We start from the raw sequence: 19,363 nt of genomic DNA on the forward strand, positions 1-19,363 counted from the left end.
CATAGGCTGTGACTCGGTCATCACAGGCCGTACTTTCGGGCGGTCTCCGCTTGCTCATTAGGGAACAGTTCTCCTTGTTGCACCGTGCCTGCGCCCAGGCTCGCGCGAGCGCTGGGATTCAGGCCGAAGCTGCTGCCAGCCTTACGCATCCGTTCTTCCGCGCGATTGGCCAGTTGCATCCAGGCCGACATCTGCTTGTAGCCGCTGGGTGTTGTCTCGACGAAGCCTGACTCTTCCATCGCGGCGATCTTCTCCCGGGCGACTTTCCAGTCAGACCAGGCTTGGCAATAGACGGCCAACTCGCCTCGATCCAGCTTGCTAATCAGGCCAAGCGTCTGCAGGTCTTTGGCTATCCGCTTCCACTCCGCCTTGGCATCCTTGGTGAGAAATGCCGGGCACGGTGGAATCTCTGCCTCAACCTGAGCCGCCCCGTCTTGATTACCGGTCAACTCATGCGTTGGCTTTTTGCTCGGGTTGCCGCGTATCACGTGGACGTTCGCCGGCAATGGCTTACGCCCGCTATTGCGGTTGCCTGCCATGGAACCTCCTACTAAATGTGCTATCCGATCAGCTGGTCACTGATACCAGATATTGTGAAAACTGCTATGTGAGGACTGGTGTAATGCCTCAGGATATCGAGGTACCCCCCTCCCATTTTTCCCGCTTAGATAAAGAAAGGTTCGGCGGCGGTCTTCGCGGGATGGCTCTGAGGTTTCGACCTACCCCCCGCCCTTCTTGGCCCAATGGTGATTCGGGTCCAGCGGCCAGCCGTCTTCGCCACAGCCGGGCAACTTGCCGGTACGTTCCTGCGATTGCTTGGCCGAGTCGTGGCACAGCTTGCAGAGCGACTGCAGGTTGTCCCTGTCGAAGAACAACTCTTCATCACCCTTGTGCGGCTTTATGTGGTCGGCAATGACCGCCGGGGTCACTTTGCCCAGTGCCTTGCAGTACCGGCACAACGGCTCATCCCTGAGTTGGGCAGTCCGCAGCCGGTGCCAGCGCCTGGTGTTATACAAATAGCGCCATGGACGCTCACTCATCATTAGCCCTTTGGCGTACCATCCAGGTAAATAGTAGCGACCTGCTCATCATCGACCTGCTCATCGCTCAGAGCTTCGATTAACATCCCCAGCAACTGGTTGGTCTTCTGCTGCTCTGCCAGCAGATCCTCGAGCAATAACTCGGCGCGCTCGCTCACGGGCAATTGCCCTCCATTTCTTGATCCTTTCACGCCGTTGGGCGCAACTATGACAAGGCATACGATCTCTGGGCTTCATACCCATATGAGTGATGGCTACTCTGGTGCCAATTGATCACCTGCTCTGATCACATCGACCGTCTTGCCTGTCGAATCCGACTCGACGAAGCATACGGGATAGCCATCATCCCGCTCGCTCGAGACGAACCGGCTCACGCCGCCCTCGTCGGTATAGCCGGGGAATGTCGTCACCTCAACAGCCCCGCCCGCAAAACGGCAGATGTTGTAGTGGTTACACTCCACCACGTCGCATTGCTCTTGCCCGCTATCGTAGATGCGGGTGAACTTGAGTCGTGCCATTTCTTCCTTCCTCTCTTGCTGTAAACCCTTGGCGATGGCTCGCCGTCTTCTAAAGCGTTAGTCAAACAATTTGCGCTTGATCCAGCGAAGCACTCGGGAAACCTGTGCCACGGCAGCGGCGAGCAACCAGAACACGCGTTTAGTCGGTATGGGCATCGTCGGCTCCTTGGCACAGCTCGTTGAGCATGGCGGCCTGTTCGTCAGAGTAGGCCCAGAGGCCGTTGATATATGCCTCGATCTTCCGGTAGTCCTCGTCGCCTACCTGATCCCAGAGATTGCCCTTGTCGATCTGGGGTAATGTCGGCACCGGCGGGGGTGAGCACTCGGGAGTGACCTCGATGTATTCGGTCGTGGTGCAGCCGCTAACGACGAAAATTGCCGCTAGGCTTTTTATCATCAGGGCGGTCGTCAGCCTCATGCTGCACCTCGTTCGATTCTTTGCGTGCCTGGGCGCGGGCCTTGTCGATCTCTCGCTCGGTCTCACGCACGGCTTGCTGTGACTTCGCCTTGGCCTTGGCCTCGCTGGCTTTCTCGCGGGCACGATCACGCTGGCCGCGCATGTAGAGTAGGGCGGCAGTCAGGATGCCGAATGCGGCAGCAATCCAACCCCAGAGCTTAACCATCATGGAGAGCGTCCTGTTTTATGACCCGCGCAATCGCCGCAGCGATGGCGACAGCGGATGACAGAGCCGCGAATAAACCGTCGGACACAACGCCTTCCCATAGAGGTAGCGATGCCTCGGCAGCAGCCAGGCCAGCGGAAAGAGCAGCGAGACGGATGCTCCACATTCTTGACGCTTTGCCGCTCTCAGGGATGAGCTTCATAATCACCTCTTTCGGATGCGGTCTTGTATTGCGGTGAGAGTTGCGTCTATGCTGCGCGGCCCTATCCAGCCGCAGGCAACGCCAACGGCCAGGGCTTCATACCCTTCGGCGTCTAGCCAGGAGGCGATACCCGTGGCGATCAGCCCCATGACAAAGATGCCGGGGATGTCGAGTAATAGGCGCGGGGAGAAAACTCGTCTGCGGCTGCCGTCGTTGACGTCAGCAGCGATCTTAGCGAACAGGCCCATGATTGCGGCCCCCATAATCGAGGCAAACAGCAGAGCGTCTTGCCACAGTCCAGAGTTTCTCCATGGCATCAGCGCCCCCGTTTATCCACTGCGTCGAACCAATCTGATGAGGTAAGGAACAGGTCTCGCTCGTCTTCGCGGCGTTTGACCAGGCCTGCCAACTCCTTGCCGCCTGCTTTCGTCCAGCGAAGCAGTTCGTCAGCGGCACCGTTGTAATCGTGATCGTTGAGCTTTTTCAGCAACGTCGAGTCTCGAAACGCGCCAATGCCGACATTGAACGCAAACGAGACCAGCGCATCGAACATGTTTTGCGTAATCGTGACGTTGACGGCATCGCGGACGGCATCCTCGAATGACTCAACATCGGATTGCAGTAACTCGAGCGCCTGGGCCTCGGTGATCTCCTGGCCCATCTCGGCGGTCTTGGTGTGACCGTACCCGATGGTCGGGATGCCAACGGCATCACGATAGGCCTCGAGGCGCAGCCCCTCGTGGGACTGAATCAGTTTCAATCCTGCCGAGGAAAGCTCCATGCAGCCTCCAGAAATAAGTTGCCCCGCCGAAGCGGGGCGCCGCCCACCACAGACGGGAGCAACAAGGCAGTCGATAGCTACCAAAAAGATAGCTACCAAAAAGAAAGCCCGGCGCGTGGCCGGGCAATGCAGGGACTGACAAAGGGTAACCGTGACTCTCGAAAACCAAACGCTTGGTTTATCGGCAGCTATCGCACGGTAGCTAAATCATGGCCCTCGATTCCGGTGGCATCAATAGGGTAGTAATGCCAACGCCTCAATGTGACTGCAATCGTAGGGCTATGCGCCAAAATCCATCAAACTTTTTGGCGATGCCTGCTTGCGCAGAGCGATCAACAGGTTCTCATGCAACCGCTGCAGGGCGTCATAGTATGTCTGCCTAGCCATACCCAGCCTGCGACATTTCTCGTCGCTATAGCCATGGCCGCGATAGTGCTCGTGGGCCATCGTCTGGTCACGGTAATTCAGGCTGCGCAGCGCACAATCGACGGCCCATGACATCTCATCCATCTCACCGAGATTCAGCGGGTCGCGGCTGCCTTTCGCGCCGGTAGATCGTGGCGGAATGCCGCCGAACTCAACGAGCTTGCCGATCGGTGAGCACTGCCGCATCCCCTTGCCTCGCAACTGATCTGCCCAGTGTATGAGCAGGTCGTCCATCTGTTTGATCATGTGGTGGCTCCTTCGCGTGGTGGGTCGGCATCGGGATATCGGCTAGTGGTTTGGTTTATCCTTTTCAACGTCCGCTTGGTTCTGAATTGCCATGGCTTTAACCATCTCTCCAAGAAGCTGGGGATTCTTCTCAAAGAACTCTGGTGTCAAATTGCGATCCAGTATCTCAATAGCCTCAATCAGGTAACCTTCAACAGCTTGCGCTGACTGGAGTTGAAGCGCGCTTAACCTCTGTCCGCTATCACCCATATTTTGCCTCCTTTGGCTTGAGCTTGATGTCTGTCACATGTGTCACATAATACTTTTGGATTATGTGACAGAAAAAATCCTTTAATATCAACTGTGTCACTAGTGTCACATATGTCACATATAAAATGGTGAATATATATGCGTGCGCGTGCGCGTGCGCTTATGTGTGCGCGAATCACTAGTGACACATGTGACACTAGTGACACGCCTGATTCGCAAAGGGTTTTTCGAAACCCATCATGTGACAGAACATGTGACACGCCCCGATCATGTGACACAGCATACTTAGGCCTCCGCCTCTGGATCGGCCCCAGGCCGCAGATAGGGGCGGATACGCTTCGTCGAACCCGAGACCCGTTGCTGCGGCTGCTTGAGCCACCCCAGGTGTCGCATAATGTCGCCCACACGCCGCTGCTCCTGCTTGCCCTGGCGGGAGACATCGAGACGTAGTGCGTACTCCATCAGCTCCCGGGTGGTCACCTTGTTGATGTAGGCCGAGCGCGCCTGGCCGTTGCGCCAGTCCGGGTAAGCATTTGCCGGTGCCTGGCCGTCCAGATAGTCGGTGATGCGCTCCTCCCAGGGATCCTCAAGATAGCGCTGGTCCTGCTCGATAGCTGCTTGATCGACCGGCACCTTCCACCACTCGAACCCACCCTGGTAGTGCTTTAGCGCCTCCGCCCAGAGCTGCAATCGCCATCGGTGCACATACCCCACATCAGCCTTGCGGCAAGCCACGGGTAAAAAGCGCCTGGCACCGGTCGAGTCGATCAGATACTCCGTTGCATTCGTCGTGCCGATGAAGATGCATTGACGAAGATGGCTGATCGCTCGCTGCGCGTAGGGTGGTCGGAACTTGTCATCGCGCCGGGTGATCGCCATCTTGACCATCGTGATGTTCGCCTTCGAGAACGACTGCAGCTCGCCGATCTCCACCGCCCACGCCCCCTGAATCGTCAGGAAGAAGTCCTTGTTGTCCGGTGCCTCCGATAGCTCCACGTACCAATGGGGTCCAAACAGCTCGCGCACGCACGTCGACTTGCCCAGCCCCTGCCCGCCCTCGAGAATGATCATTTCATCCACCTTGCATCCCGGCTGCTGGATGCGCGCAACGGCCGATACCAGCATCGAGATACCGAGGTGCTGAGTATAGTCGTTGTCATCGGCACCGAACACATCGGTCATGAACGTCGACAGTCGAGGCGTGCCATCCCAGGCCGGCAGGTTCTCGAGGAAATTCTGCACCGGGTGATAGTGGTTCTCGTCGGCAACCGTCATCGCCGCCTTGTCGGCCACGTTCACCTGCCCGATCGGCACACCCATCTTCTGCTGTAGCCACACCAGAGCATGTCCGGCATCGGCATCGCGCCACGTGCCCACCTCGCCGTGAGAGAACGGCGGAGCCCGCAGCTTGTCCACCTCCTGCGTGAAGTCATTGAAGGCCAGAAGCCCCTCCCAGTCCGGATGATGCTTGAACACCAGGTAAGCATTGGAAAGCTCGCCCTTGATCGTGCCTTTGTCGGTACGGCGCAGATGCTCGACCCATTCCCAATCGGTATCTGCAAGGTCTTCTACCCCATCCTTAGGCTTACGCCTGGTCGGCGAACTCCCGGTGCCTGCCGCAAGGCCAGCGTTGGGGTCTTCGCCCTCATGCTCCGCATCGTTCGCCGCTTCTACGACAGCCTGCAGTTGCTCGCGTACCGCATCCAGGCCACGCGCCTGGTGAAGATCGTTCCAGTCCATCAGGCCGCCTCCATGCTCGGAAAGGCGGCCACGCAACCCAGTTTTTCGGCCAGAGCTTGCGCCTTTGTGCGCCCGGGGTTGCCATTGGTCTCAGGATCATCATCGCCGCACAGAACTAGCTGGCTCTGCGGGAACATGCTGCGCATCAACGGCGCTACCCGAGCCATATTGCCAAGATCCAGCGCCACGGCTACCGGCCAGCCGGTCGCTTCATGCACGCTCGCCGCCGTCGCGTAGCCCTCTGCCACTGCCACAACCGGTGGCAGTGGCTCTCCTACCGTATCGATCAGATGGAAACAGCCCATCTTGCGGCCGAACTTCGGAAACAGCTTTGTACCCAGATGATTGATCGTCTGCAGCGAACACAACTTGCCGCCGGAGGCCCGCAACGGCACCACCACATCGCTGGGGCGAAGCTGAAAGAAATGCAAGTGATCAGGCCGGGGCTTGGGCAGATCGGCATAGAACCGACGCACCTCTTCCCCTGCCCACAAGTCCACCCGCTCGCGCTTGGAATCCACGTTGACCAGCACCGCACGCTTCGGGAACAGCACCCCATAGGCACCGACCCCCTTGCGCTCCAGGTACGGCGAAGGGCAAGGCAAGTCACTGGTGTCCTTCAAATGCTGCTCAAGCACCCTCTGGCAGGCCTCGGCCACTACCTCGCGCATGCGCTCCAGTTTGGCCTGGTCGGCCTCCACCGCTTCGGCAGCCTTCCGCCTGCGTTCCTCTGCCTCGGCCTTCAACCGGCGGCGATCCCCAGCGCTCATTTCCCGTCGCTCTCGCTGCCAGCCATGAGCAGTCGCCAGTTTATTAACGAAACCCAAGGGGACATGCCCAGGGCTCAGGCTTCGCCAGACGGTCTTGGCATCCGCCAGGTTGTACCTCTCGCCACCCTGGCTCCATTCGTCCCAGATCGGCCAGCCATCTTCGCCATATTCCGTCTTGATGGCATTGCCGATGTTGACCCAAGTATCGCGGTCATCAGCGGGAATGTACTGCAGGGCCAGGCGCAATTCATCGATCGTCAGCGGATCCCAGGTCATTGCTGGACCTCCCCGTATTCCGAGGCGGAGAGCTCCAGGGCCAGCACTGCCTCGAGCATGCGCCGGGCACGCTTGCGCAATTTGGCGCGCTCATGATCGTCAACGACGCCATCGGCCACGCTCTCGCTGACGCTCGTGATCATCTCACCGAGCCGCTTATGCAGCACCGACATCAGATCGAGCAGGTCGGTCACGTTATCGGCACGGCAGTCATCCGGAATCACCCAGATCGCCCCGCCGGCAATCTCGCCGAGGCTATCCATGATGCGCGGATCGCGGGTGACGGCCAATACCGACTCGATATCGTCGATGTTCGGGCGGTGGCTGTCATGGGTAGGGCTGAGCTTATGTTGTAGCGTGGTGGCATTCAGGCCATGCACCGCAGCCACTGCCTTCACGCCGCCAGGGTAGTCGCGTGCAGCGTGATACAGGGCCAGGTTCAGGGACAGAACCTCACGCTGAGCGCGTTCGAGCGAGGTGGGCCAGCGTTTCGACATACGGCATTACTCCCGTAATGTTGCCATGCAACCCACTTGCCGATGCGTTATGCTGGTCAGCGTGTTGCATGTGGTGCGCACACGCAGAGAGGCCTGTGGTGGGCTTTGTACTCTCTGCACTCGTCGGGTGATCCTATGGTGGGTAGAGCCCGACACCCGCAGGTCGTCTGAGTTATCTCAGGCGGCCTGCTTCTTTTCCGATGGTGGAAACACCTCATCAAGCGTACAAGGCACGCCTAATTCGTTAAGAGCTGATACGATTGCCCTGCTATCAGCTAACGATGGTTCTCTCCGTCCATGCTCGTAGTTGCTCAATCTGGCTTGGTGCCAATTCAGGCAGGCAGCTAGCTCTTTCTGCTTTATTTTGTGCTTGCGTCGAAGCTCGATAATCCGATTCATGCCCGTATCTCCAGAGGGTCATGTGCTCACTATAATAACGCTTCGTGATACATGCAAGACAAAACGTAGGCTTAATGGTTTTCAATACGTGATATTTTTCAGGGATGAAAACACTTGGTGAGCGCATTCGCGCTATTCGAATACGAAATAACATGACCCAAACACAGCTTGCTGAAGCCTGTGGATGGGATAGTGCTCAGGCCCGGATCGGGAATTATGAGAAAGGTCGTCGCGAACCAAGCCTTAATGATTTGAGATCTCTTGCCGCTGCGCTGAATACCACTATAGAAGAACTCTTGGCTGATGACCTTGGCTCATATAGCCAGGCTCGACTCCTGCAGGGCGATAATGAGTTTATTGTCATAAACCAGTATAGCGCCGCAGGGTCTGCAGGTAATGGTCACATGAATGACCATGTTGAGGTAAATGCCGGACTGGCCTTCAAGCTGGCATACTTGCGGAAGCGCGGCCTGTCGCCACATTGCCTGCATGTCATTTACGTCTATGAAAGCAGCATGGAAACCACCATTTCTGATGGCGATGTCGTGCTCATGGATGAAAGCCAGGCTGAACCGATGAATAACAAGATTTTCGTTATCCGCCAGGATGATGGCGAACTGCTAATCAAACGGTTCATCAAGTCGCTGACAGGGCGCTGGATCATAAGAAGCGACAATGAAGATAAGCGCCGATTCCCCGATTTCGAGCTGACCCAGGATGATATGGCCCAACTGACCATTCTCGGCCGAGTGGTATGGCGCGGAGGCGATCTGTAACGCTTCATTCGGGCTGAGCATAACGCTTCCAGGAAGACACTGTGTGCTTCTTTACCTAAAAACATTTCACTTTGTATTGACAGATTAACAACAATGCGCAATATTTCCCTTTACTCGCCCACCACGAGTAAGAGGAAAACTAATGCGCACCACGCAAACCACCACACCACGGGTGTACCTACACCCGGCAGCCGCAAACAACCCGGCCACGGTACAGCGCATCCAGCGCGATACTCGCAGCCTGGCCGTCTACTCCCGTGATGAGAAAGCGACCCGCCTCATCCCCACGCCGACAGGCAACGGGGGTGCAGCATGAGCAATATCACTAACTTTCCCGGCGGCACTCGCCAAGATCTCACCAGTGCCCACCGCGTGCTGATCATCCACATCCAGGATCTCGCCATGGATGTCAGCATCAGCACGGCATGCACTGTCGATGTCGATTATTCCGGACACATGCACACGCTATACGTCGCTGTTATACCCAGTTGCCACGGCTGGCAAGGCGATAAGAGCTTCCGCGAATCGTGGCGCCGTGAAGTCTGCCTGCCACCGAGCCAGCGCGCTGTGCCCAACTGCATCGAGCAGCTAACGGCTGTCGTCAATTACCTCGAGTCACTGTTGCCAACACGCGGGGGTGCCGCATGAACCCCACCCGCGCTGTTGCCGTATGGCTGGTCGAGCAGTTACCCGCCAGTGCACCTGATTCCGTTGTTGGTGTGACCGTGCTGCTCGGCATCTTCCTCGTCATGCTCGCCGCGCTCGGCGTGGCCGGGCTGGTCATGTGTATCGTCGAACGGAAGGGTAACTTATGAGCCGCTACACGCTACAACAGGCCGCCGTGCTGCTCGGTACCGGCCGCACCACGCTCTGCGCGGAGCTTCGCGAGCGCGGCATCTTCGATCGGCACAACATCCCCGCCCGGCATCACATCAGTGCAGGGCGTTTCCATGTCGATCTCAAGGCGTTCAATCACCCCGGCCTAGGCGAAGCCAAACCCTACGGTAAAACGCTAGTGACGGATAAAGGCTTGCTCTGGCTCGCCACCCAGCTGGGCCGAGAGATCGTTACGCACCGCGAGGCCGCGAACGATGCCTGATGCCGCGCAGCCAATGCCCCCGTGGGGCGATGACGTCGCCGAGCCGGATACCAGCACGGTCGCCCTGCTCTACCAACGATTCGGCGACGTGCTGGTCGATCTCGACAGCATTCGCCGGGCCTATTTCCGGAACCTCTCACCAGACAGGTTCCGGCGAGCGCTGCGCGAACAACGCATCCCGCTGCCTATCGTACGGCTAGACCGCAGTGCTAAGGCACAACCGTTCATCTCGATCTATCACATGGCCGCATTGATCGAAGCCAGGCAGATCGACTCGCTGGCCGATGCACCGCCTCACATCGCGGACCGTATGCGTCAGGCCACCCCGATAACCGCTTTCCCGCCGGCAGCCGCCGGGGAATAACCGGCCTACGGGCCACCACCACAGCAGAAAGGAGAGACGATCATGTCTGATCAAACGACCGCCACCGACGTCAATGCCCTGCTCGACGATCTCGATACCCGTGTATTCCGAGATGGGAGCACACACATGAACATCAACGACCTCAGCGCAGTCTCTCCCGGCGATACTCTGGATGGCGGTTTCTATGCCGGCCAGTTTCGCATCGGAAACGACCTCTACGCCCTGATCATATCCCCGAAGGACGAGGGCGAAATAGAGGAAGCCCAGTGGGGCCAGTTCGGTGAGATCCTGGAAGGCGCTGGAAGCTGTTGTCATGGGCACGCCAACACCGTGGCCATGGCCGAAGCCGGCAGCGACGCTGCCCGATGGATGCTGGCTCTAGAGATCAACGGTCATGCCGACTGGTATTTGCCCAGCCGTGACGAGCTTGAGCTTTGCTACCGAAACCTGAAGCCGTCTGCACATGAAAACTACTGCACCTTCCGAGACGGCGATAACCCTTCCAGCGTGCCTGTCGGCTATCCCTATGCCTCCGATTCTCCCGCTCAGGCCAAAGCGGAGGCGTTCCAGGAGGAGGGAACAGAAGCTTTCGCCACTCGGCTTTACTGGTCGAGCACGCAGTGCTCGTCCTACGACGCCTGGGGGCAGCACTTCAGTGATGGCAGCCAGCACTACTTCGACGAGCACTACGAGCTCCGGGCCCGCGCCGTCCGCAGAGTCAAACTCAGTCATTGATTCATTCGATTATTTTCGCCGGGCCCTGCCCGGCTTACCGGAGGTACTGACATGAATACTCGTGACACCATCACGCTCCAGGCCGGCGCGGCACGCATTGAGATGCCTACGGCAGACGCGGTCCAGCAGATCCTGGCCAACCTCTCTCACGGCCAACCGGAACCCCAAGACCGCCGCTCTTCTCCGCCCGAAATCGGTAAGAAGTGGCATGGTCAAGGCGGCATATATGCCGGACTGATGCGCAACCCTGATGGCCTCGACTACCACCTACTGGTAGCCGAGGACGGTCCAGGTGAGGCTGAAGACCTGGAATGGGGATCTCGCGGAGAGGACGAGCCGGAGGCGCGTGGTGAATGGGACGGCCAGGCGAACACCCTATCGCTTGCTCGATCCGAACACCCACACCCCGTTATCGACTGGGTCGCTAACCTCCATATCGCCGGCCGGATGGATTGGTACCTGCCCGCTCGCCGCGAGCTGGCCTTGTGCTATGCCAATGTCCCCGAACTGTTCTATCGGACGTGGTACTGGTCGAGCACGCAGTACTCGTCCAACGGCGCCTGGGGGCAGGGCTTCGATGGTGGCGGCCAGGGCGGCATCATCAAGTTCACCGAGCTCCGGGCCCGCGCCGTCCGCAGAGTCTTTGATCATTAAGTCATTCGATTATTGAGGGGCTTATGGCTCTCCACACCCAATTGCCCATCTACAAGCTGGCCTATGACCTGCTCAGCCTTGCCGCCGATGTCACGCGGAACATTCCGCGTGATCTCAAGGTCGGGCTTGGCGCGAAGGTTAGGGACGAGTGCATTGAGATCCTGGTGCTAATTGCCAGAGCCAATGCCGCCGAGAACAAGGCACCGCATATTTCAGAGATGCTTGAGCGCCTGCAGGTGGTGGAGTTCCTCCTTCGCCTGTTCAAGGACAAGCGCTTTATCAGCCTCAAGCAGTATGCGGCGGCTATCGAGCTCACGTCCTCGATCGGTAAGCAGGGCAACGGGTGGAAGAACGCTTCGCATCATCGCCCGCTGCATGCGCGTCACGGCGCTCATGCCTGAGCGATTTGTATCTGGTCGTGCCGCTGGCCAGTAAAGCCACCGCCAAGCGCACCAGGGATACCACCGGCCGAGCCGACAGGTCCCGCGCAGTTTCTCCACTGATCGGCAGGTCCTTCGGTGGAGCGATGTAGATAGCACGACACGGCGCAGTACTCGTCCAACAACGCCTGGGGGCAGAACTTCAATGATGGCAACCAGAACAACATCAACAAGAACAACGAGCTCCGGGCCCGCGCCGTCCGCAACTACAGGCGAAGCTCCTACGTTCGAGGCGCTGGTCCAGGCCTACTTCGACTGTCGGCGCACCAAGCGCAACACGGCCAGCGCCCTGGCATTCGAGGAGCGTCTCGAGCGTAACCTAGTTGATCTCTACGATGAACTGGTAACCGGTGAATATCGGCCAGGCCGCTCCGTCTGCTTTGTTGTCACGCGGCCCAAGCCTCGCGAGATATGGGCTGCCGAATTCCGGGACCGTATCGTCCATCACCTGCTGTACAACCACGTCGGCCCGCGCATTGAGCGCAAATTCATCGCCGATAGCTGCGCCTGCATCCCAGGACGCGGCACTCTCTACGCTGCCAAACGCCTCGAGGGCAAGATCCGTAGCGCAACCCAGAACTGGATGAAGCCTGGCCACTACCTGAAGTGCGACCTGGCCAACTTCTTTGTCTCGATCGACAAACGGGTGCTCCGCTGGCAGTTGGCCAACCTGATCACTGAGCCCTGGTGGTGGGATCTCACCGACCTGGTGTTGATGCACGATCCGCGATCCGACTACGAGGTACGAGGCCCTCGCCACCTCTTACGTCAAGTGCCAAGCCACAAACGCCTGACCAACCAGCCCAGCCATCTGGGACTACCGATCGGCAACTTGTCTTCACAGTTCTTCGCGAATATCTACCTCAATGACCTCGACCAGTTCGTGAAACACCGACTGCATGTCCGACATTACATTCGCTACGTCGATGATTTCGTGCTACTGCACCGCGATCCAGACACTCTGAACTGGTGGCATGACCGCATCGAGGCCTTCTTACCGCGGCTCGGTGCACAGTTGAACCCACGCAAGACCGTCATCCAACCCATTGCCAGGGGCGTCGACTTTGTCGGCCACGTGATTAAACCGTGGCGCCGAACCATCCGCCGGCGAACCATGCAGGACGCTATCAAGCGGGTGACTGCAGCACCGGAGGATGAGTTGCGCGACACCGCCAACAGCTACTTCGGCCTGCTCGGACAAGCCTCCCATAGCCATGCTGACCGAGCAAAGTTGGCTCGAGCGATCTTACGACGCGGCCGCTCCGTCAACGCCGACCTGAGCAAGACCTACAGAACTTCTGCCCGCCACAGCAACAAGGCATAACCACCACGCGAGGAGTACATCACATGCAACCACATTTGTTACTCAGCCACCCGCTGTTCGAGGAACGGCCCTTTCGTCAGGTTCTCGAGCCATTCGGGTTCGAAGTTATCGCCGATGCCATAGAGCCCCCAATCGACCCGGAAATTGATGACGACCAGGCTGTCGATGCCTACGCCGAGGACTCTCAAGCCTACATCGATTCGATCAACTTCCAGCACCCGGAGGGCTTCATCGAGATCGACCGTGGCGAAAATGAGGATGGTGACATCTACAGCGTAGCTGTCCGCGCCAAGACGACGTTCGCCGACACACTATTGCATGCCGACCCCGCCTTCGACCAAGGCCCCGAGCTCACCCAGGCGGCGTTCGACGTCATCAGCGAGCGCTGCCGCCAGGTCGATGATGAGGGTTGGTCGCGTGAACATGACGATACGCATGCCGATGGCGTGCTTTCGCTGGCAGCATCCGATTACTGCTTTACCGCTAGCCTGCAGACTCGCCACGGCCCCCACCCACACCTGGATAATCACGCCCCACTGACCTGGCCATGGGATGTCGAATGGTGGAAGCCCAGCCCCGAACCACGCCGCAACCTGGTCAAAGCTGCAGCGCTGATCCTCGCCGAGATTGAACGCATCGATCGTGCCGCTGAGCGGCAGGGAGGTGAGGAATGAACGAGCCATTTTCTCATATTGCCGCGGGTGCTCTTGTCGTCGCCAATCATTCTGGCGGCAAGGACAGTCAAGCACAGCTTATCAAGCTGATTGAGATCGTTCCTCGGGAACAGCTATTGGTAGTGCATGCCAGCCTCGGTGCCATGGAGTGGCCCGGCGCACTTGAGTTAGCTAAGGAGCAAGCCGAGAAAGCCGGCCTCTCCTTCATAGTGGCCGAGGCTAATAAAACCCTGCTGGAGATGGTCGAACGGCGCTTTTATAAACGTCCAGAGGTGCCTAGTTGGCCCAGTGCGAGCACCCGACAGTGCACCTCAGACCTCAAGCGAGGGCCGATACAGCGAGAGGTTCGTCGCTTCGCCAAGGATAATGGCTTCAAGACGATCATTAATTGTCTCGGCCTTCGAGCCGAAGAGTCACAAGGTCGAGCCAAGAAGCCGGCATTCAAAAAAATGCCCATTAGTAACTCTGTGCTCACCTGGTACGAGTGGTTGCCCGTGCACGAACTCACCACTGAAGAGGTGTTCGCCACGATCCGCGTGGCCGGACAGGAGCCGCACTACGCCTACGGTCTGGGCAATGACCGCCTGAGTTGCGTCTTCTGCATCATGGGTTGCAAAGGTGATCTTCAGAACGGCGCCCGCCATTTCCCAGAGTTGCTGGGTGAATACGACGCTATGGAAAAGCGCACAGGCTACACCATGCACATGAGTCGCATTCCTCTGGTTGAGATTGTCGAGGATGCTGCATGAAACGCCTACCTCCTAGCCTAGACTGGCGCACCCAGTTCGCCATGGACTACGCCGGTGAGATCAACGTCGATCTATTCGCCGGTGGTGGCGGTGCCTCCACCGGCCTCGAAATGGGCCTCAATCGCCCGGTACACGTGGCCATCAACCACGACGCCGACGCCATCAGCATGCACCAGGCCAACCATCCAGGTGCTGACCACTACCTGAGCGATGTCTACGACGTCGATCCCTTCGAGGCTGCCGCCGGGCGCCCGGTGGGCCATCTGCACGCCAGCCCGGACTGCACTCATCACAGCCAGGCACGTGGCGGCCAGCCTCGCCAGCGCGCCATCCGCTCGCTCAGCTGGGTAGTGCATAAGTGGGCGGGAACCGTCCGGCCGCGCGTCATCACCCTGGAGAACGTCGAACAGATCCTGCAGTGGTCACCGCTGATCGCCAAGCGCGACAAGTCAACCGGGCGAGTGGTGACCATGGACCAGGTAACGTGCCCGCGCACTGGCCGCAAGGTGAACCGCATGGCCGAGCCCGGCGAGCGGGTACCGCTCGAGAAACAGTTTCTGGTACCGGATCGTCGGCGACGTGGCCACAACTGGCGCCACTTCGTCGACGGCTTGCGCCGTCTGGGCTACCAGGTGCAGTGGCGCACCCTGCGCGCCTGCGACTACGGCGCGCCCACCACCCGCGAACGACTGTATCTCATCGCCCGCTGTGATGATCAGCCTATCGTCTGGCCTACGCCCACACATCACCGCAATCCCAAGCGTGGGCAGCAACGTTGGCGACCGGCTGCCGATTGCATCGACTGGTCGATCCCTTCCCGCTCGATCTTCGACCGGCCCCGGCCGCTGGCAGACAATACCCTCAAGCGCATCGCCAAGGGCATCCAGAAATTTGTGCTCGATAGCGGTGATCCTTTCATCGTGCCAATCGCCAACTACGGTGGTGGGAGCGAAGCCGTCCACCCGATTGACGAACCGCTGCGCACTGTCACCGCCTGGCCCAAAGGCGGGAGCTACGCCCTGGTCACCGCCTTCATGGCCCAGATGAACGGCGGCTTCTACGACGGTGCCGGGCGCGATGCCCGCGAACCACTCAGCACCATCACTGGTCGCGGTACCCAGCAGCAGCTGGTCACAGCAAACCTGGCGTCATCACTCACGTCCGATCAGGAAGCCGGCGCCCTGCGCGTCGCCGCTTTCCTGATGCGCTATCACAGTACCGGTGGCCAGTGGGCGGATCTTCGCGACCCGATGACAACTATCACCGCCAAGGACCGCCTGGCCCTGGTCACCGTGACGATCAAGGGCACGCCCTACGTGATCGTCGACATTGCCCTGCGCATGCTCAAGCCGCGTGAGCTCTACCGCGCCCAAGGCTTCCCGGACACCTACATCATCGACCGGGGCCACGATGGTCGCCGCTTCACCCTAACGGCCCAAACCAAGATGTGCGGCAACAGCGTCAGCCCGCTACCCATGGCCGCGATTGCCGCTGCCAACGACCACCAGGTCATCACCAACCAGCAAGTGGGAGGTGCCGCATGAAACTCATGCCTCACGAACGTGGCGAGCCGAGCCCGGAACCGAAACAGGAACCGCGGCAAGCCAAGTCAAAGCGTAAAGCGCCTCAGCCCGCACAAGAACGGGACCCCATCGAATCATTGATGATCTCGGATGACGCACGTCGCGCGCTGCGCTCACTGATCAATGCTGACACCCACGACGAGCGCGTCACGGTGCTACTTAACTACAGCACCAGGGCAGGTGCCGAGGCGATGCTTGACCTCGTGGCCACGTACGTCGCTGTCTCCAAACACTGGGCTGATAGGCGAGGTGCGGCATGAAAGAGCATGGCCGGATATTCACAGGCGACAATGTCCGAGCGATTCTTGATGGCCGAAAATCGCAGACCCGGCGCATCGTGACGCCACAAAACTCACTGATCGATGGGCATGGTGCTAGCGCTAAAGCCTGGCAAACCATGGGGCTCGACCTTGACTCAGCCTGGGTCGACAACGGGCCATCACCTGGCGGCTGGCCGGGACCATTCCTCAAAGTCCCAGCAGCCGATGGCACCGTTCACCGCCTCTATTCTCGTATCCAACCGGGTGACCGGATATGGGGGCGGGAGGCGTTTCGCAACCGCCGAGTGGATAGCCTACCAGGCGACGTGGATTACAGAGCAGATAATCCTGGCGTGGCTACCGTTCCTGGAAGCTACGGCCGTTCGTGGAAACCTTCAATACACATGCCCCGCTGGGCCAGCCGGATCACTCTGGAGGTCACCGACGTGCGCGTCGAGCGGTTGCAGGATATAAGCGATGCAGATGCCGCCGCAGAGGGCATAGGGTTTCACGGGTGTATGGGCATACCAGGTGATAAGTCATGGCTTCGCATGCACTTCCAGCAGCTATGGGAAGACATCAACGGCCCCGGCTCATGGGGCGCCAACCCGATCGTATGGGCGTACTCATTCCAACGTATCGATGACCAACAGGAGGCCACATGATGAGCAAAGCAACTTGCCTGTACTGCGGGTACCAGATCGATTACGGCGGCGACACTCCCAAGGGTGAAGCATATCAAGCGCTGCTCGATCACGACCGGCACTGCCCCGAGAACCCGATCGCTAAAAGAGTCGCTGAGCTTGAGGCGCATGTGGAGGTGTTACGCGACGCTCTGCGGAAAATTGATGTTGACTTGGAAGGCCGCAACTTCCTTGAAAGCAGCAGCCTTAGAGATACTGCACGTTCCGCATTAAAGACCGGGCCCAATACCATCTCCCTAGCCCACCGCGATGCGCGGATGAAGGCGGAGGAGTTGGAGGGGCTGATAACGGTTTGTAAGAAATGCCCTCCGGGTGGATTGGCTAGCGATATTTTGCGCGTCGCTGAGCAAATGTCGAGGGCTCAGCGCGAGTGCCTGCGTCGTCAAGCCGATGGAGGTGAGGTGTGAACATGGCTGGATACAACGCCTGGCGCGTGAGCTACCAGGACTCCGAACAGGCAGCGCAAGCGGCGTATGAGGCTGCCGATCAATACGCGGCACAATGCAAACGGCTACTGGATGAAGTAGCGCTACACAGGGCCGATCTCGAAGAGGCTGCAGGCGCACTGATGATGCCGCTCCCGGAGCCAGGCAGCGACATCGCCAGGCTGATGCGAGTCAACCGGATCCTGAAACGCGAAGTTGAAGCACTCACCAGCTACCAGCGGCAGGAATCCGAAGCCCTCCGCCGCTATGCCAATCAACTCAATCCTGATCATCCCTGGCGGGCAGACCTGCTGATCGAGGCCGACAGGCTCGATGGCATTAATGCCAAGGAGATGCCAGCCCATGAATAGCACCAATGTACTATCATGCGACGAACTCCGTGCCATTACCGGGTATCAGAGGGCAGCCGACATCGAGCGCTGTCTGGTGGAGCAGGGAGTCACTGTGTTTCGTGGCCGCCTGGGTCCCTGGACTACGATCGACCTGATCAATCAAGCCGGCGGCCTCAAACCTCATGCCCAGAACGATGACAGCTACGATGCCAGCATCCTATGACCCCACCAGCTAAGCGTGGCCGCCGGCGCGGCCACAACCCGAACATCCCTAAGCACATCGACCAGCCCAAACTGCCCGACGGCATCTACTACGATCACCGCGGGCGCGGGGCCTGGTACATCCTCTACCAGGACGGCGACCGCCGCCGGCGCAAGAACATCGCCACCGCCCGGGCCACGCTCGCCGAGCTACACCAGCTCGCTCAGGACCTCCACGCCAGCGACCGGCACAGCCTGCGCTGGCTCTCCGACCGCTTCCAGGAAAGCGACCAGTTCACGCGTCTCGCCGCCACGACCCAGAGAGGCTACCGTTATTCGCATAGTGTGCTCGAGCGCACCACGACTCGCGCCGGCAGCGCGGTGATTGACCTTAACCGCCACCGCATCTCGCCTGCCATCGTCCAGCGTCTCGTCGATCGAATCGCCAAGGAAGGCACGCCGGCCAAAGCCAACCATGTTGCCGCCTACCTGAGGCGTATCTACCGCTGGGGCATCAACCGTGGGCACTGCACAACCAACCCTGCCTGGACCATCGAAGCCGCCAAGGAGCGCGCCCGGCACCGTCTACCCGAGCGACACGTCCTCGCTCGCGTCACCCAGTTCTGCCAGCAGCGCAGCCAGGGCACGACCACCGCCAGCGGCGCCGTGGCGCCCTACCTCTGGACACTGATGGAAGTCGCCTACCTCTGCCGGCTGCGCGCCGTTGAGGTGCTGACCCTTACCGACGACCAAGCTACCGACGCCGGCATCCGCACCAACCGCCGCAAGGGCAGCCGCGACAACCTGGTGCGCTGGAACGATCGCCTACGCGCCGCCTGGCAGGCCGCCGTCGAGGTTCGCAACGCCCGCTGGAAGAAGAAGGGCCGCGCGGTTCCGCTCGACCCTGCCAAGCGACCGCTATTTGTTGGCACCGGCGGTGATGCTCTGACCCGTGACGGGCTCGACAGCGCCTGGTTTCGAATGATGACCGCGGCTGTGGATGCTGGCGTAATCCAGTCAGAAGAAAAGTTCGGGTTGCACGACCTCAAGCGCCGAGGCATCACCGATACCCAGGGAAACCGCCATGACAAGCAGGAAGCCAGCGGTCACCGCAGCGAGCGCATGCTCGATGTCTACGACCTCAGCTTGCCCGAAGTCGACCCATCTGGCCGCTAATTTCTGCGTACAAACGAACCGTAAGTTATTGATGTTTTGTGATGACAAACGGTTGCTCTACGTACAGAAAAATAAGATA

Annotated in this window: 33 protein-coding genes; 18 read left to right on the forward strand and 15 right to left on the reverse strand. The window is 59.3% G+C overall.

Annotated features, from left to right (window positions below; translation table 11 throughout):
- Positions 1 to 20: 20 nt before the first annotated feature.
- The 15 genes from BLW01_RS01460 to BLW01_RS01520 form a co-directional block, all read right to left on the reverse strand.
- A complete protein-coding gene (locus BLW01_RS01460) occupies positions 21 to 539 on the reverse strand; it encodes a phage terminase small subunit P27 family (RefSeq protein ID WP_092567718.1) in 519 nt (172 codons plus the stop codon).
- A 180-nt stretch (positions 540 to 719) separates the two neighbouring features.
- Positions 720 to 1,040, reverse strand: coding sequence for an HNH endonuclease (locus BLW01_RS01465; RefSeq protein ID WP_217635470.1), 321 nt, complete (start codon positions 1,038 to 1,040; stop codon positions 720 to 722).
- A gap of 2 nt (positions 1,041 to 1,042) precedes the next feature.
- Positions 1,043 to 1,198: a hypothetical protein gene (locus BLW01_RS18280; protein WP_175529725.1), complete on the reverse strand. Its 156-nt coding sequence runs from the start codon at positions 1,196 to 1,198 to the stop codon at positions 1,043 to 1,045.
- Positions 1,199 to 1,294: 96 nt separating this feature from the next.
- Positions 1,295 to 1,558 (reverse strand): hypothetical protein, encoded by a 264-nt coding sequence (locus BLW01_RS01470; protein ID WP_092567720.1) that lies wholly within the window; start codon positions 1,556 to 1,558, stop codon positions 1,295 to 1,297.
- Positions 1,559 to 1,697: 139 nt separating this feature from the next.
- Positions 1,698 to 1,976, reverse strand: a complete 279-nt coding sequence (locus tag BLW01_RS18285; protein WP_175529732.1) for a hypothetical protein — start codon at positions 1,974 to 1,976, stop codon at positions 1,698 to 1,700.
- Positions 1,921 to 2,184: a hypothetical protein gene (locus BLW01_RS01475; RefSeq protein WP_092567721.1), complete on the reverse strand. Its 264-nt coding sequence runs from the start codon at positions 2,182 to 2,184 to the stop codon at positions 1,921 to 1,923. The genes BLW01_RS18285 and BLW01_RS01475 overlap by 56 nt, the downstream gene beginning before the upstream one ends.
- Entirely contained in the window at positions 2,174 to 2,383 is a 210-nt protein-coding gene (locus BLW01_RS01480; RefSeq protein WP_092567722.1) for a DUF7940 domain-containing protein, read from the reverse strand. The genes BLW01_RS01475 and BLW01_RS01480 overlap by 11 nt, the downstream gene beginning before the upstream one ends.
- A gap of 2 nt (positions 2,384 to 2,385) precedes the next feature.
- On the reverse strand, positions 2,386 to 2,700 hold the full coding sequence (locus BLW01_RS01485; RefSeq protein WP_092567723.1) for a phage holin family protein: 315 nt from the start codon (positions 2,698 to 2,700) through the stop codon (positions 2,386 to 2,388).
- Positions 2,700 to 3,164 carry a lysozyme gene (locus BLW01_RS01490; protein ID WP_092567724.1) on the reverse strand — a complete coding sequence of 155 codons (465 nt, stop codon included), beginning with the start codon at positions 3,162 to 3,164 and terminating at the stop codon, positions 2,700 to 2,702. The genes BLW01_RS01485 and BLW01_RS01490 overlap by 1 nt, the downstream gene beginning before the upstream one ends.
- 279 nt (positions 3,165 to 3,443) lie before the next feature.
- Positions 3,444 to 3,836 carry a hypothetical protein gene (locus BLW01_RS01495; RefSeq protein ID WP_092567725.1) on the reverse strand — a complete coding sequence of 131 codons (393 nt, stop codon included), beginning with the start codon at positions 3,834 to 3,836 and terminating at the stop codon, positions 3,444 to 3,446.
- Positions 3,837 to 3,878: 42 nt separating this feature from the next.
- Positions 3,879 to 4,085 carry a hypothetical protein gene (locus BLW01_RS01500; RefSeq protein ID WP_092567726.1) on the reverse strand — a complete coding sequence of 69 codons (207 nt, stop codon included), beginning with the start codon at positions 4,083 to 4,085 and terminating at the stop codon, positions 3,879 to 3,881.
- Positions 4,086 to 4,370: 285 nt separating this feature from the next.
- On the reverse strand, positions 4,371 to 5,825 hold the full coding sequence (locus BLW01_RS01505) for a VapE domain-containing protein (protein WP_092567727.1): 1,455 nt from the start codon (positions 5,823 to 5,825) through the stop codon (positions 4,371 to 4,373).
- A complete protein-coding gene (locus BLW01_RS01510) occupies positions 5,825 to 6,871 on the reverse strand; it encodes a PriCT-2 domain-containing protein (protein WP_092567728.1) in 1,047 nt (348 codons plus the stop codon). Before BLW01_RS01510 ends, BLW01_RS01505 begins: the two co-directional genes overlap by 1 nt.
- Positions 6,868 to 7,368, reverse strand: coding sequence for a phage regulatory CII family protein (locus BLW01_RS01515; RefSeq protein ID WP_092567729.1), 501 nt, complete (start codon positions 7,366 to 7,368; stop codon positions 6,868 to 6,870). The genes BLW01_RS01510 and BLW01_RS01515 overlap by 4 nt, the downstream gene beginning before the upstream one ends.
- A gap of 177 nt (positions 7,369 to 7,545) precedes the next feature.
- Entirely contained in the window at positions 7,546 to 7,767 is a 222-nt protein-coding gene (locus tag BLW01_RS01520) for a helix-turn-helix transcriptional regulator (protein WP_092567730.1), read from the reverse strand.
- Between the two features lie 104 nt (positions 7,768 to 7,871).
- Here BLW01_RS01520 and BLW01_RS01525 point away from each other — a divergent pair, with 104 nt between their 5' ends.
- The 18 genes from BLW01_RS01525 to BLW01_RS01605 all read left to right on the forward strand — a co-directional run bounded on the left by BLW01_RS01525 (position 7,872) and on the right by BLW01_RS01605 (position 19,284).
- A complete protein-coding gene (locus tag BLW01_RS01525; RefSeq protein WP_092567731.1) occupies positions 7,872 to 8,543 on the forward strand; it encodes an XRE family transcriptional regulator in 672 nt (223 codons plus the stop codon).
- A gap of 312 nt (positions 8,544 to 8,855) precedes the next feature.
- A complete protein-coding gene (locus tag BLW01_RS01530; protein ID WP_092567732.1) occupies positions 8,856 to 9,191 on the forward strand; it encodes a hypothetical protein in 336 nt (111 codons plus the stop codon).
- Positions 9,188 to 9,358 carry a hypothetical protein gene (locus tag BLW01_RS18425; protein WP_175529734.1) on the forward strand — a complete coding sequence of 57 codons (171 nt, stop codon included), beginning with the start codon at positions 9,188 to 9,190 and terminating at the stop codon, positions 9,356 to 9,358. Before BLW01_RS01530 ends, BLW01_RS18425 begins: the two co-directional genes overlap by 4 nt.
- Positions 9,355 to 9,642: a phage antirepressor KilAC domain-containing protein gene (locus BLW01_RS01535; RefSeq protein WP_092567733.1), complete on the forward strand. Its 288-nt coding sequence runs from the start codon at positions 9,355 to 9,357 to the stop codon at positions 9,640 to 9,642. Before BLW01_RS18425 ends, BLW01_RS01535 begins: the two co-directional genes overlap by 4 nt.
- Complete coding sequence (locus BLW01_RS01540; RefSeq protein WP_217635471.1) at positions 9,635 to 10,006, forward strand: pyocin activator PrtN family protein; 372 nt, start codon at positions 9,635 to 9,637, stop codon at positions 10,004 to 10,006. The genes BLW01_RS01535 and BLW01_RS01540 overlap by 8 nt, the downstream gene beginning before the upstream one ends.
- A 42-nt stretch (positions 10,007 to 10,048) precedes the next feature.
- Positions 10,049 to 10,741 carry an Lcl domain-containing protein gene (locus BLW01_RS01545; protein ID WP_217635472.1) on the forward strand — a complete coding sequence of 231 codons (693 nt, stop codon included), beginning with the start codon at positions 10,049 to 10,051 and terminating at the stop codon, positions 10,739 to 10,741.
- A 51-nt stretch (positions 10,742 to 10,792) separates the two neighbouring features.
- Positions 10,793 to 11,395: an Lcl C-terminal domain-containing protein gene (locus BLW01_RS01550; RefSeq protein ID WP_092567734.1), complete on the forward strand. Its 603-nt coding sequence runs from the start codon at positions 10,793 to 10,795 to the stop codon at positions 11,393 to 11,395.
- 23 nt (positions 11,396 to 11,418) lie between these two features.
- Positions 11,419 to 11,796 carry a four helix bundle protein gene (locus BLW01_RS01555; RefSeq protein ID WP_092567735.1) on the forward strand — a complete coding sequence of 126 codons (378 nt, stop codon included), beginning with the start codon at positions 11,419 to 11,421 and terminating at the stop codon, positions 11,794 to 11,796.
- Between the two features lie 184 nt (positions 11,797 to 11,980).
- Positions 11,981 to 13,159 (forward strand): RNA-directed DNA polymerase, encoded by a 1,179-nt coding sequence (locus BLW01_RS01560; protein ID WP_092567736.1) that lies wholly within the window; start codon positions 11,981 to 11,983, stop codon positions 13,157 to 13,159.
- Between the two features lie 23 nt (positions 13,160 to 13,182).
- Positions 13,183 to 13,833 carry a hypothetical protein gene (locus tag BLW01_RS18540; RefSeq protein ID WP_092567737.1) on the forward strand — a complete coding sequence of 217 codons (651 nt, stop codon included), beginning with the start codon at positions 13,183 to 13,185 and terminating at the stop codon, positions 13,831 to 13,833.
- On the forward strand, positions 13,830 to 14,582 hold the full coding sequence (locus tag BLW01_RS01570; protein WP_092567738.1) for a phosphoadenosine phosphosulfate reductase domain-containing protein: 753 nt from the start codon (positions 13,830 to 13,832) through the stop codon (positions 14,580 to 14,582). Before BLW01_RS18540 ends, BLW01_RS01570 begins: the two co-directional genes overlap by 4 nt.
- Positions 14,579 to 16,126, forward strand: coding sequence for a DNA cytosine methyltransferase (locus BLW01_RS01575; protein ID WP_092567739.1), 1,548 nt, complete (start codon positions 14,579 to 14,581; stop codon positions 16,124 to 16,126). The genes BLW01_RS01570 and BLW01_RS01575 overlap by 4 nt, the downstream gene beginning before the upstream one ends.
- The gene (locus tag BLW01_RS01580) at positions 16,123 to 16,425 is read left to right on the forward strand and encodes a hypothetical protein (protein WP_092567740.1); all 303 of its coding nucleotides are present in this window, start codon (positions 16,123 to 16,125) and stop codon (positions 16,423 to 16,425) included. The genes BLW01_RS01575 and BLW01_RS01580 overlap by 4 nt, the downstream gene beginning before the upstream one ends.
- The gene (locus BLW01_RS01585; RefSeq protein WP_092567741.1) at positions 16,422 to 17,090 is read left to right on the forward strand and encodes a hypothetical protein; all 669 of its coding nucleotides are present in this window, start codon (positions 16,422 to 16,424) and stop codon (positions 17,088 to 17,090) included. Before BLW01_RS01580 ends, BLW01_RS01585 begins: the two co-directional genes overlap by 4 nt.
- The gene (locus tag BLW01_RS01590) at positions 17,087 to 17,536 is read left to right on the forward strand and encodes a hypothetical protein (RefSeq protein WP_092567742.1); all 450 of its coding nucleotides are present in this window, start codon (positions 17,087 to 17,089) and stop codon (positions 17,534 to 17,536) included. The genes BLW01_RS01585 and BLW01_RS01590 overlap by 4 nt, the downstream gene beginning before the upstream one ends.
- Positions 17,537 to 17,538: 2 nt before the next feature.
- Positions 17,539 to 17,925, forward strand: a complete 387-nt coding sequence (locus BLW01_RS01595; RefSeq protein WP_092567743.1) for a hypothetical protein — start codon at positions 17,539 to 17,541, stop codon at positions 17,923 to 17,925.
- On the forward strand, positions 17,918 to 18,130 hold the full coding sequence (locus BLW01_RS01600) for a DUF4224 domain-containing protein (protein WP_092567744.1): 213 nt from the start codon (positions 17,918 to 17,920) through the stop codon (positions 18,128 to 18,130). Before BLW01_RS01595 ends, BLW01_RS01600 begins: the two co-directional genes overlap by 8 nt.
- On the forward strand, positions 18,127 to 19,284 hold the full coding sequence (locus BLW01_RS01605; RefSeq protein ID WP_092567745.1) for a site-specific integrase: 1,158 nt from the start codon (positions 18,127 to 18,129) through the stop codon (positions 19,282 to 19,284). The genes BLW01_RS01600 and BLW01_RS01605 overlap by 4 nt, the downstream gene beginning before the upstream one ends.
- Positions 19,285 to 19,363 lie beyond the last annotated feature (79 nt).

It is taken from the genome of Aidingimonas halophila, assembly GCF_900106955.1.
Taxonomy (GTDB): domain Bacteria; phylum Pseudomonadota; class Gammaproteobacteria; order Pseudomonadales; family Halomonadaceae; genus Aidingimonas; species Aidingimonas halophila.

Excerpts from the sequence above, each read along its gene's own strand:
- BLW01_RS01460 (WP_092567718.1), bottom strand. The coding sequence starts at position 539 with ATGGCAGGCAACCGCAATAGCGGGCGTAAGCCATTGCCGGCGAACGTC.
- BLW01_RS01465 (WP_217635470.1), bottom strand. The coding sequence starts at position 1,040 with ATGAGTGAGCGTCCATGGCGCTATTTGTATAACACCAGGCGCTGGCAC.
- BLW01_RS01470 (WP_092567720.1), bottom strand. The coding sequence starts at position 1,558 with ATGGCACGACTCAAGTTCACCCGCATCTACGATAGCGGGCAAGAGCAA.
- BLW01_RS18285 (WP_175529732.1), bottom strand. The coding sequence starts at position 1,976 with ATGAGGCTGACGACCGCCCTGATGATAAAAAGCCTAGCGGCAATTTTC.
- BLW01_RS01475 (WP_092567721.1), bottom strand. The coding sequence starts at position 2,184 with ATGATGGTTAAGCTCTGGGGTTGGATTGCTGCCGCATTCGGCATCCTG.
- BLW01_RS01480 (WP_092567722.1), bottom strand. The coding sequence starts at position 2,383 with ATGAAGCTCATCCCTGAGAGCGGCAAAGCGTCAAGAATGTGGAGCATC.
- BLW01_RS01485 (WP_092567723.1), bottom strand. The coding sequence starts at position 2,700 with ATGCCATGGAGAAACTCTGGACTGTGGCAAGACGCTCTGCTGTTTGCC.
- BLW01_RS01490 (WP_092567724.1), bottom strand. The coding sequence starts at position 3,164 with ATGGAGCTTTCCTCGGCAGGATTGAAACTGATTCAGTCCCACGAGGGG.
- BLW01_RS01495 (WP_092567725.1), bottom strand. The coding sequence starts at position 3,836 with ATGATCAAACAGATGGACGACCTGCTCATACACTGGGCAGATCAGTTG.
- BLW01_RS01500 (WP_092567726.1), bottom strand. The coding sequence starts at position 4,085 with ATGGGTGATAGCGGACAGAGGTTAAGCGCGCTTCAACTCCAGTCAGCG.
- BLW01_RS01505 (WP_092567727.1), bottom strand. The coding sequence starts at position 5,825 with ATGGACTGGAACGATCTTCACCAGGCGCGTGGCCTGGATGCGGTACGC.
- BLW01_RS01510 (WP_092567728.1), bottom strand. The coding sequence starts at position 6,871 with ATGACCTGGGATCCGCTGACGATCGATGAATTGCGCCTGGCCCTGCAG.
- BLW01_RS01515 (WP_092567729.1), bottom strand. The coding sequence starts at position 7,368 with ATGTCGAAACGCTGGCCCACCTCGCTCGAACGCGCTCAGCGTGAGGTT.
- BLW01_RS01520 (WP_092567730.1), bottom strand. The coding sequence starts at position 7,767 with ATGAATCGGATTATCGAGCTTCGACGCAAGCACAAAATAAAGCAGAAA.
- BLW01_RS01525 (WP_092567731.1), top strand. The coding sequence starts at position 7,872 with ATGAAAACACTTGGTGAGCGCATTCGCGCTATTCGAATACGAAATAAC.
- BLW01_RS01530 (WP_092567732.1), top strand. The coding sequence starts at position 8,856 with ATGAGCAATATCACTAACTTTCCCGGCGGCACTCGCCAAGATCTCACC.
- BLW01_RS18425 (WP_175529734.1), top strand. The coding sequence starts at position 9,188 with ATGAACCCCACCCGCGCTGTTGCCGTATGGCTGGTCGAGCAGTTACCC.
- BLW01_RS01535 (WP_092567733.1), top strand. The coding sequence starts at position 9,355 with ATGAGCCGCTACACGCTACAACAGGCCGCCGTGCTGCTCGGTACCGGC.
- BLW01_RS01540 (WP_217635471.1), top strand. The coding sequence starts at position 9,635 with ATGCCTGATGCCGCGCAGCCAATGCCCCCGTGGGGCGATGACGTCGCC.
- BLW01_RS01545 (WP_217635472.1), top strand. The coding sequence starts at position 10,049 with ATGTCTGATCAAACGACCGCCACCGACGTCAATGCCCTGCTCGACGAT.
- BLW01_RS01550 (WP_092567734.1), top strand. The coding sequence starts at position 10,793 with ATGAATACTCGTGACACCATCACGCTCCAGGCCGGCGCGGCACGCATT.
- BLW01_RS01555 (WP_092567735.1), top strand. The coding sequence starts at position 11,419 with ATGGCTCTCCACACCCAATTGCCCATCTACAAGCTGGCCTATGACCTG.
- BLW01_RS01560 (WP_092567736.1), top strand. The coding sequence starts at position 11,981 with ATGATGGCAACCAGAACAACATCAACAAGAACAACGAGCTCCGGGCCC.
- BLW01_RS18540 (WP_092567737.1), top strand. The coding sequence starts at position 13,183 with ATGCAACCACATTTGTTACTCAGCCACCCGCTGTTCGAGGAACGGCCC.
- BLW01_RS01570 (WP_092567738.1), top strand. The coding sequence starts at position 13,830 with ATGAACGAGCCATTTTCTCATATTGCCGCGGGTGCTCTTGTCGTCGCC.
- BLW01_RS01575 (WP_092567739.1), top strand. The coding sequence starts at position 14,579 with ATGAAACGCCTACCTCCTAGCCTAGACTGGCGCACCCAGTTCGCCATG.
- BLW01_RS01580 (WP_092567740.1), top strand. The coding sequence starts at position 16,123 with ATGAAACTCATGCCTCACGAACGTGGCGAGCCGAGCCCGGAACCGAAA.
- BLW01_RS01585 (WP_092567741.1), top strand. The coding sequence starts at position 16,422 with ATGAAAGAGCATGGCCGGATATTCACAGGCGACAATGTCCGAGCGATT.
- BLW01_RS01590 (WP_092567742.1), top strand. The coding sequence starts at position 17,087 with ATGATGAGCAAAGCAACTTGCCTGTACTGCGGGTACCAGATCGATTAC.
- BLW01_RS01595 (WP_092567743.1), top strand. The coding sequence starts at position 17,539 with ATGGCTGGATACAACGCCTGGCGCGTGAGCTACCAGGACTCCGAACAG.
- BLW01_RS01600 (WP_092567744.1), top strand. The coding sequence starts at position 17,918 with ATGAATAGCACCAATGTACTATCATGCGACGAACTCCGTGCCATTACC.
- BLW01_RS01605 (WP_092567745.1), top strand. The coding sequence starts at position 18,127 with ATGACCCCACCAGCTAAGCGTGGCCGCCGGCGCGGCCACAACCCGAAC.